Below are 4883 nucleotides of genomic sequence, written 5' to 3' on the forward strand. Positions count from 1 at the left end.
GCGGCTTCGGTGGCCGCGGTCCCGGTGCCCGCCGCTCCGGTGCGGCGGGCCGGTGCGGCCGGTGCGATCGAGCGGCCGGCCCTGCGGGTGCTCCTGGCCGAGGACAACCTCGTCAACCAGAAGGTCGCCCAGCTGATGCTGTCCAAGCTGGGGCACCGCACCGACACGGTCGGCAACGGGCGCGAGGCCGTGGCCGCGGTGCACCGCAACGACTACGACGTCGTCCTCATGGACGTCCACATGCCCGAGATGGACGGCATGGAGGCGACCCGGCTCATCCGCTCGGAGATCCCCCGGGAGCGGCAGCCGCGCATCGTGGCCGTCACCGCCAGCGTCCTCATGGAGGACCGCCAGGCGTGCACGAGCGCCGGGATGGACGACTACCTCTCCAAGCCGGTGCGGGCGCGCGACCTGGAGGCGATGCTCACGAGCATCGCCGCCGAGCCCGCCGTCGCGACCGACGGCGTCGACGGCACCGACGGCACCGACGGCGTCGACGAGCCCGTCCACCCGCCGCTGGAGGCCACGGTGCGGGCCCGCGTGGAGGAGCTGGGCGGTGTGGGCACCCCGGAGGACCGGGCGCTGTTCGCCCAGCTCCTCGGTTCCTTCGTCGAGCGGGCCCCGCAGGTCGCCGCCGACCTCGAGGACGCGCTCGCCGCGGGCAGGGCCCCCCTCGTGGAGAAGCGGGCGCACAGCCTGAAGGGCTCGGCGGCCAACCTCGGCGCCGAGGAGCTGGCCCAGCTCAGCGCGGACCTGGAGCTGCGGGCCCGCGCCGGGACGCTGCCGCCGCCGCCGCTGGCGCCGGAGCTGCTGGCCGCGCTCGACGAGGCGTGCCGGGTGTTCGGCACGCTCGCCGCGGAGTTCTCCGCGGGCGCCGGCGGTCCCGGCCGGGCGGACGACGACGACTGGTGAGCGGTGCGGGGGTGGTACCACCCCCGCACCGCCCCGGGGCGCTCACCGGTCCCCGGTGTGCTCCTGCCAGGCGCGGGCCACGGCCGCCAGGGCCGACTCGTCCTGCAGCGACGTGACGTCGCCGCCGCTGCGCCCGGCGGTGACGTCCGCCACGAGCCTGCGCATGATCTTGCCCGAGCGGGTCTTGGGCAGGTCCGCCACGACGACGACGTCGCGCGGCTTGGCCACCGCGCCGACCCGGGCCGCCACGTGGGCGCGCAGCTCCGCCGCGAGGTCGGCCCGCCCCGCCGCGTCCTGCCCGGCGGCCGGGGTCCGCGCCGAGCGGGGGATGACGAAGGCCACGATCCGCTGCCCGGTCGTCTCGTCCGGTGCGCCGACGACGGCGGCCTCGGCCACCTGCGGGTGCGAGACGAGGGCGGACTCCAGCTCGATGCTCGACAGCCGGTGCCCGGAGACGTTGAGGACGTCGTCGACGCGGCCCTCCAGCCACACGTAGCCGTCCGCGTCGCGGTGCGCGCCGTCGCCGGCCAGGTAGTAGCCGCGGTCGGCGAACTTCTCCCAGTACGAGCGCACGAAGCGCTCGTGGTCCCCCCACACCGTGCGCGCCATCCCCGGCCAGGGCCGGTCGATCACCAGCAGGCCGGACTCGCCGGGCGCCAGCTCCTCGCCGTCCTCGCCGACCACCGCCACCGACAGCCCCGGCAGGGGGACCGTCGCCGACCCCGCCTTCAGCGGCGTCACCCCCGGCAGCGGCGCCACGACGGCGGCGCCCGTCTCCGACTGCCACCACGTGTCCACGACGGGGCAGCGGCCGCCCCCGACGTTGCGGTGCAGCCAGTTCCACGCCTCGGGGTTGATCGCCTCCCCGACGCTGCCCAGGAGCCGCAGCGACGACAGGTCGTACCCGGCGGGCAGCTGCTCGCCGAACCTCATGAACGTCCGCACGAGGGTGGGGGCGGTGTAGTAGATCGTCACCCCGTACTTCTGGACGACCTCGAAGTGCCGTCCCGGGTGCGGGGTGAGCGGGCTGCCCTCGTAGATCACCTGCGTCGTGCCGTTGGACAGCGGCCCGTACATCTCGTACGTGTGCGCCGTCACCCACGCCAGGTCGGCCTGGCACCAGTAGACGTCGTCGTCCTTGACGTCGAAGCACGCCCAGTGCGTCCAGGACGCCTGCACCAGGTAGCCACCGCTGGTGTGCACCAGGCCCTTGGGCCGGCCCGTGGTGCCGGAGGTGTAGATGACGAACAGCGGGTGCTCGGCGTCGAAGGAGGCCGCGGCGTGCTCGCTGCTCTGGCGGTCCACGACGTCGTGCCACCACACGTCGCGCCCCGGGGTCCACGGCACGTCCGGCGTGAGGTCCCCGGTGCGGCGCACCACCAGGACGTGCTCGACGTGGTCCAGGCCGGCGACGGCCGCGTCGGCGGCGTCCTTGACCCCGACGGCGGTGCCGCGGCGGAACTGCCCGTCGGTGGTGACGAGCAGCTTCGCGCCGGTGTCCGCGAGGCGGAAGCGCAGCGCCTCGGCGGAGAACCCGCCGAACACGAGGCTGACGACGGCGCCCACGCGCGCGCAGGCCATCGTCGCCGCGATCGTCTCCGGCAGCACCGGCAGGTAGAGCACCACCCGGTCGCCGGCGCCGATCCCCAGCTCCTGCAGGGCGTTGGCCAGCCGGTTGACCTCCGCCGACAGCTCGGCGTAGGTGATGGTGCGGCTGTCGCCGGGCTCGCCCTCCCAGTGCAGCGCGACCTTGCCGCCGCGGCCGGCCTCGACGTGGCGGTCCAGGCAGTTCACGGCGACGTTGAGCCGGCCGCCGGCGAACCAGCGGGCCGTCGGCATCGTCGAGCCGTCGAAGACGGTGTGCCAGGGCGCGTCCCAGCGCAGCCGGGCGGCCTGTTCGGCCCAGAACGCCTCCGGGTCCGCCGCGGCCCGGGCGTAGGCCTCGGCGCCGACGTTGGCCGCGGCGGCGAGCGCGGGCGGTGGCAGGTGCACCCCGTCACCGGTGGGCGCGGGCACGGCGGCGGCAGCGGGCACGGTTCTCCTCGGGGTCTTCGGGGCGGGTCGCCACCCTGGTCCTGGGTCCGGCGAGCGTACTTGCCCGCGCCTCGTCCCCCGGACGGCGCCGCGGCGGCTTGACAGCGCGGACGGCACCGGGTTGGCTTGAAGCTGCAACCATCCAGAGCGGCCGAGAGACCCGGCTCGTCGACGCCGCAGCAACCCCCCGCACGCGCGGGCGCGGGTGCTACCGCCGGGATCGATGGGGGAGTTCCGTGGCACCACCCGCCGTCCCGGTGCGGGACCGACGACACCTGCTCGACCGCCCGGCCGCCGCGCTGCCGCACGGCTTCGCGTTCCGGGCCGTCGGCCTCGCCGACCCGCTGGCCCGCCCGCTGCTGGAGGGCCTCGCGCACGAGTACCAGCACGGCCTGGGCCACCCGGCCGAGGCCGTGCGCCGCGAGCTGGCGGCCGCGCCCGCCGCGGACTTCGAGGCCCCGCGCGGCTGCCTGCTCGTGGTGCTGCACGAGGGCCGCCCCGTCGCCGGTGGCGGCTACCGCCGCCAGACCGGGCGCAGCGCCGAGCTCAAGCGGATCTGGACGGCGCCCACCCACCGCCGCCTCGGGCTGGGCCGGGCGGTGGTGGCGGAGCTGGAGCGGCGCGCCGCCGCCGCCGGGTGCACCTCGATCCACCTCAGCAGCGGGGTGCGCCAGCACGCCGCGCACCGGCTGTACCGCGCCAGCGGTTACGTGCCCGGCGCGCAGCCGCTGCCCGGGCCGGGCTCCGATCCGGTCCTGCGCTTCGCCAAGGCGCTGGCGGCCTGATCCGCGCCCGACGGGGTGCTTGACAGCTCCCGCGCCCGGCGGCGTAGTTTGAAGCCACAACCATCCAGAGCGGTCGAGGGACCTGGCTCGTCGACGCCGCAGCAACCCCCCGCACGTGCGGGCGCGGGTGCTACCGCCAGGACCGATGGAGGGGACGAGCATGACCGGAGCGCGGAACCCCCGCGGCGACGTGCGGTTGCCCGTCCACGGTGGTCACCTGAGCGTGCTGCGCCGCCACGTCGACCTCTGCCGCACCGCCGCCTCCGGCTGTTCGGGCCCAGCCCGCGCCTGAGCCCCGCCGGGCCGGTACCGCTCGCCCGGCACCGGCCGCCGCCGCTCGTCCGCGCCACCCGCCGCGGTGCCTCGTCGGACACCTCTGCGCCGACCACGGCGGCTGCTCCCACCCGCGTGCCCGTCCTGCGCCCCGCCCCGGGGCGCCCGCGCGCCCACCCCGCTCGCGCCCTGAATGCGCTGTCGCGCAACGGAAGGACGACATGACCGTCCCGCCCCGCCCCTCCCGCGCCGTCCTCCTCGGCGTCGAGCCCGACGGCGCCGGGCGCCACCCGGCGGCCTGGCGCCTGCCCGGCGCGGAACCCGCCGCGCTCTTCGGCCCCGACCGGGCCGTCGCCCTCGCGCGGCTGGCCGACGCCGCCGACCTCGACCTGCTCGTCGTCCCGGACTCCTTCCGGCTGCAGGGCGCGGTGGGGCCGGGACCGGTCGACGAGGTCCGCGGCCGGCTCGACGCCGTCGCGCTCGCCGCCCGGACCGCACCCACCACCCGGCGGGTCGGCGTGGCGCCGGTCGTCACGACCACCCACACCGAGCCGTTCCACACCTCCAAGGCGCTGGCCACCCTCGACATCGTCAGCGGCGGCCGCGCCGGCTGGCAGATCGGGGTGTCGGACAGCGCCGCGGAGGCGGACGCCTTCGGCCGCAAGGGTGTCGAGCCCGACGGGGAGCTGTGGGCCGAGGCCGCCGAGGCCGCTGCCGTCGTGCGGCTGCTGTGGGACTCCTGGGAGGACGACGCCGTCGTCCGCGACACCGCCACCGGCCGCTACGTCGACCGCGACAAGCTCCACCACGTCGACTTCCGCGGCGAGCGGTTCTCGGTGAAGGGGCCCTCGATCACCCCGCGCCCGCCGCAGGGGCAAC

At 76.6% G+C, this 4883-nt stretch carries 5 protein-coding genes and 2 riboswitches; of the genes, 4 read left to right on the forward strand and 1 reads right to left on the reverse strand.

Annotation, left to right across the window (positions count from 1 at the left end; genetic code table 11):
* Window positions 1-912: response regulator (locus tag ABEB16_RS04330; protein ID WP_345711040.1), on the forward strand; the 912-nt coding region annotated here is incomplete at its 5' end.
* 42 nt (window positions 913-954) lie between these two features.
* Here ABEB16_RS04330 and acs read toward each other — a convergent pair.
* Window positions 955-2946: an acetate--CoA ligase gene (gene acs / locus ABEB16_RS04335; protein WP_425560105.1), complete on the reverse strand. Its 1992-nt coding sequence runs from the start codon at window positions 2944-2946 to the stop codon at window positions 955-957.
* Window positions 2947-3081: 135 nt separating this feature from the next.
* A riboswitch (SAM riboswitch) is annotated at window positions 3082-3176 on the forward strand.
* Window positions 3177-3182: 6 nt separating this feature from the next.
* Between acs and ABEB16_RS04340 the strand changes: the two genes are divergently transcribed.
* The 3 genes from ABEB16_RS04340 to ABEB16_RS04350 form a co-directional block, all read left to right on the forward strand.
* Window positions 3183-3731 (forward strand): GNAT family N-acetyltransferase, encoded by a 549-nt coding sequence (locus ABEB16_RS04340; RefSeq protein WP_345711041.1) that lies wholly within the window; start codon window positions 3183-3185, stop codon window positions 3729-3731.
* Between the two features lie 57 nt (window positions 3732-3788).
* Window positions 3789-3883: riboswitch (SAM riboswitch) on the forward strand.
* Between the two features lie 8 nt (window positions 3884-3891).
* Window positions 3892-4023 carry a hypothetical protein gene (locus ABEB16_RS04345; protein WP_345711042.1) on the forward strand — a complete coding sequence of 44 codons (132 nt, stop codon included), beginning with the start codon at window positions 3892-3894 and terminating at the stop codon, window positions 4021-4023.
* A gap of 202 nt (window positions 4024-4225) precedes the next feature.
* A partial coding sequence (locus ABEB16_RS04350; RefSeq protein ID WP_345711043.1) for an LLM class flavin-dependent oxidoreductase occupies window positions 4226-4883 on the forward strand: 658 nt, incomplete at its 3' end.

This window comes from Kineococcus glutinatus (genome assembly GCF_039542765.1).
Lineage (GTDB): Bacteria > Actinomycetota > Actinomycetes > Actinomycetales > Kineococcaceae > Kineococcus_A > Kineococcus_A glutinatus.